We start from the raw sequence: 4069 nt of genomic DNA, 5'->3' as shown, positions 1-4069 counted from the left end.
CGGAACCGACGTGTCGGTTCCGCGCGCCCGCCTCCCGGCGGCGAGCTCCGTCAGCCGACCGGGCGCGCCGCCTCGATCTCGACCTTGGGCAGCGTCTTCGCCGGCAGCGTCTTGGGGCGCCACGACGCGCGCGTCGCCTCGAACGCGGAGATCTCGTCCTCGTGCTGGAGGGTCAGGCCGATGTCGTCGAGGCCCTCCATGAGGCGCCAGCGCGTGTAGTCGTCGATCTGGAACGGCACGGTCACGTCCTGCGCGGACGCGGTGCGGTTGACCAGGTCCACGGTCACCTCGGTGCCCGGGTTGGTCTCGAGGATCTTCCAGAGGAGCTCGATGTCCTCCTGCGCGACGATCCCGGCGACGAGGCCCTGCTTGCCGGAGTTGCCGCGGAAGATGTCGGCGAAGCGCGACGCGAGGACGACGCGGAAGCCGTAGTCCTTGAGCGCCCACACGGCGTGCTCGCGCGACGAGCCGGTGCCGAAGTCGGGGCCGGCGACGAGGACGGACCCCGCGCGGTAGGCGTCCTGGTTGAGGACGAACGTGGGGTCACCGCGCCAGGCGGCGAACAGCGCGTCCTCGAACCCCGTGCGCGTCACGCGCTTGAGGTAGACGGCGGGGATGATCTGGTCGGTGTCGACGTTGCTGCGGCGCAGCGGGACGCCGACGCCGGTGTGGGTCGTGAACTTCTCCATGGCAGGAACCTCTTCGAGTCTTCGGGGCGACGGGTGGGCGGCGCGGTGCGGCGGGCTCAGACCTGCACGAGGACGCGCGGGTCGAGCGGCGCGAGCGGCGTGCCGTCGAAGGACGTGATGTCGGTGCCCTCGGGCAGGTCGAGGTCGCTCAGCGAGGAGAGCGTCCCGCGGAGCGCGGTCGCGGCGGCGACGAGCGGTGACACGAGGTGCGTGCGCCCGCCCTTGCCCTGGCGGCCCTCGAAGTTGCGGTTCGACGTCGACGCGGCCCGCTCGCCCGGCTGGAGCTGGTCGGGGTTCATGCCGAGGCACATCGAGCAGCCCGCGTTGCGCCACTCGGCGCCGAAGTCGAGGAAGATCTTGTCGAGGCCCTCGGCCTCGGCCTGGAGGCGCACGCGCGCGGAGGCCGGGACCACGAGGACGCGCACGCCGTCGGCCTTCTGCTTGCCCTGCACGACCTTGGCGACCGAGCGGAGGTCCTCGATGCGGCCGTTGGTGCACGACCCGATGAACACGGTGTCCACGGACACCTCGCGCAGGGGCTGGCCGGGCGTGAGGCCCATGTACTCGATCGCGCGCTCGGCGGCGACGCGCTCGTTCTCGTCCGCGATCTCCTCGGGGACGGGCACGGTCGCGGAGATCGGCAGGCCCTGGCCCGGGTTGGTGCCCCAGGTGACGAAGGGCTCGAGGTCGGACGCGCGGAGCGTGACCTCGGTGTCGAAGACGGCGTCGTCGTCGGAGCGCAGCGTGCGCCAGTACTCGACGGCCGCGTCCCAGTCGGCGCCCTCGGGCGCGTGCGGGCGGCCCTTGAGGTACTCGAACGTCGTGTCGTCCGGGGCGATCATGCCGGCGCGGGCGCCCGCCTCGATCGACATGTTGCAGATCGTCATCCGCGCCTCCATGGAGAGGTTGCGGATCGCCTCGCCGCGGTACTCCAGGACGTAGCCCTGGCCGCCGCCCGTGCCGATCTTGGCGATGATCGCGAGGATGATGTCCTTGCTCGTCGCGCCCGGGGGCAGCTCGCCGTCGACGTTGATCGCCATCGTCTTGAAGGGCGCGAGCGGGAGCGTCTGGGTCGCCATGACGTGCTCGACCTCGGACGTGCCGATGCCGAACGCGAGCGCGCCGAACGCGCCGTGGGTCGAGGTGTGCGAGTCGCCGCACACGACCGTCAGGCCCGGCATGGTGAGCCCCAGCTGCGGCCCGACCTGGTGCACGATGCCCTGGTCCGCGTCGCCGAGCGAGTGGATGCGGACGCCGAACTCGCGCGCGTTGTTGCGCAGCGTGTCGATCTGCGTGCGGCTCGTGAGGTCCGCGATCGGCAGGTCGATGTCGAGCGTCGGGGTGTTGTGGTCCTCGGTCGCGATCGTGAGGTCGGGCCGACGGACCTGGCGGCCCGCGAGACGCAGCCCCTCGAACGCCTGGGGGCTGGTGACCTCGTGCACGAGGTGGAGGTCGATGTAGAGGAGGTCGGGCGACCCGTCGGTGCCTCGTCGCACCAGGTGCGCGTCCCAGACCTTCTCCGCCAGCGTGCCGGCCATGTAGCTCATCTCCTCGTCGTCTGTCACGGTGCTCCTGGGGGGTATGGAGGACCGCCTGGGTCGATCGTCCGCCGTCCGGCGGCCTGCCGGGGAGAACGTCCAGCGGGTGGAACATCCGTGCCGGACTTGCATCTCATTGCGTGAGACGTCAATATCGACCTATGGACAATACTAGCGGAGTCGGAGTGCTGGACAAGGCGGCCTCCGTCCTGGGCGCCCTGGAGTCCGGACCGGCCACCCTCGCCCAGCTCGTCACGGCCACGGGCCTGGCCCGCCCGACGGCGCACCGCCTCGCGGTCGCGCTCGAGCACCACCGTATGGTCGCCCGTGACATGCAGGGCCGTTTCGTCCTCGGCCCGCGGCTCAACGAGCTCGCCACGGCCGCCGGCGAGGACCGCCTGCTCGCCGCCGCGAACCCCGTGCTCACCGCGCTGCGCGACCACACGGGCGAGAGCGCGCAGCTCTACCGCCGCCAGGGCGACCACCGCATCTGCGTCGCTGCCGCCGAGCGCCCGGTGGGGCTGCGCGACTCGATCCCGGTCGGCGCGACGCTCACGATGAACGCGGGCTCCGCAGCGCAGATCCTGCTCGCGTGGGAGGAGCCCGACCGCCTCCACCGCGGCCTGCGCGAGGCCGTCTTCACGGCCACGATCCTCTCGGGTGTCCGACGCCGCGGCTGGGCCCAGTCCGTCTCCGAGCGCGAGCTCGGCGTCGCCTCGGTGTCCGCACCGGTCCGCGGGCCTTCCGGCCGCGTCGTCGCCGCGGTCTCGATCTCCGGCCCGGTCGAGCGCCTGAGCCGCCAGCCCGGCCGCCTGCACTCCGGCTCGGTCGTGGCCGCCGCGAACCGCCTCACCGAGGTGCTGCGCCGCGCCGGCGAGTAGCGGGACGGCGCCGGGTCGGGGTCGGTCGGCGTCGGTCGGCGTGCCGCGGGCCGCAAACGGGACGTGCCCTGTCAAAATGTCACCGGTTGCTGCCATGCTGTGCGTGCCCCGGCGCCGGACGGCTCGGTGGCGGCAGGGGGGCGCCTGACCGTCCGAACCCGAGACACGAGGAGTCCCGATGCATCCGAAGGTGAAGATGACCCTGATCTGGGTGCTCGTGATCTTCGCCGTCTACGCGGTCATCAGGAGCCCCGACCGCGCCGCCGACATCGTCGAGGGCGTCTGGGACGTCATCGTCGGCGCCTTCAGCTCCATCGGGCAGTTCTTCAACTCGCTCCTGGACTGACCGTGGCCCGCGGCCGTCCCCGCAGCAAGATCCTCGACCGCTACGTGCTGAGCGGCGAGCGGGTCGTGGTGGCCACGCGCCACCACTGGGGGATGCTGCTCGAGCCCGTCGTGACCGCCGTCGCGGGGGCGTTCGTCGTCGCCTGGCTCGTCGTGCAGGCCGGCCCCGCCGTCGGGGACGGCGTGCTGTTCCTGTGGTGGCTGTGGCTGATCCTCGCCGGGCGCCTGGTGTGGAAGGTCTTCGAGTGGCGCAACGAGTGGTTCGTCGCCACCGACAAGCGCCTCCTCCTGCTCTACGGCCTCATCACGCACAAGGTCGCGATGATGCCGCTCACCAAGGTCACGGACATGAACTACGGGCGGTCGCCCGTCGGACGCGTGTTCGGCTACGGGCAGTTCCTCCTCGAGTCCGCCGGGCAGGACCAGGCGCTGCGCCAGATCGACTGGGTCTCCCACCCCGACGCGACCTACCGGCTCCTGTGCGACACGCTCTTCACGCCGGGCAGCCGCCCCGGCGCGGCACCGGCGAGCGGGCCCGGCCCGGCACTGGCCGGTCCCCAGGGCGCCGCACCCGCGACGGTCCCGCCGCCGGGCCCGCGCCCTCCCCAGCCGGCCG

Annotated in this window: 5 protein-coding genes; 3 read left to right on the top strand and 2 right to left on the bottom strand. The window is 72.3% G+C overall.

The genetic code is table 11. The features are described 5' to 3' along the window. Positions 1-50 precede the first annotated feature (50 nt). Positions 51-689 carry a 3-isopropylmalate dehydratase small subunit gene (gene leuD / locus CCE02nite_RS20170; RefSeq protein ID WP_141391365.1) on the bottom strand — a complete coding sequence of 213 codons (639 nt, stop codon included), beginning with the start codon at positions 687-689 and terminating at the stop codon, positions 51-53. Positions 690-745: 56 nt separating this feature from the next. Then, entirely contained in the window at positions 746-2227 is a 1482-nt protein-coding gene (leuC, locus tag CCE02nite_RS20165) for a 3-isopropylmalate dehydratase large subunit (protein WP_141391367.1), read from the bottom strand. A 161-nt stretch (positions 2228-2388) separates the two neighbouring features. Between leuC and CCE02nite_RS20160 the strand changes: the two genes are divergently transcribed. The 3 genes from CCE02nite_RS20160 to CCE02nite_RS20820 all read left to right on the top strand — a co-directional run. Continuing rightward, complete coding sequence (locus tag CCE02nite_RS20160; protein ID WP_024840729.1) at positions 2389-3108, top strand: IclR family transcriptional regulator; 720 nt, start codon at positions 2389-2391, stop codon at positions 3106-3108. Positions 3109-3286: 178 nt separating this feature from the next. After that, the gene (locus tag CCE02nite_RS20615; protein WP_170227394.1) at positions 3287-3454 is read left to right on the top strand and encodes a hypothetical protein; all 168 of its coding nucleotides are present in this window, start codon (positions 3287-3289) and stop codon (positions 3452-3454) included. Positions 3455-3456: 2 nt separating this feature from the next. After that, a partial coding sequence (locus CCE02nite_RS20820) for a PH domain-containing protein (RefSeq protein ID WP_218027178.1) occupies positions 3457-4069 on the top strand: 613 nt, incomplete at its 3' end.

Source organism: Cellulosimicrobium cellulans (assembly GCF_006539945.1).
Classification (GTDB): Bacteria; Actinomycetota; Actinomycetes; order Actinomycetales; family Cellulomonadaceae; genus Cellulosimicrobium; species Cellulosimicrobium cellulans.
This window is presented reverse-complemented; position numbering and strand designations above follow the sequence as displayed.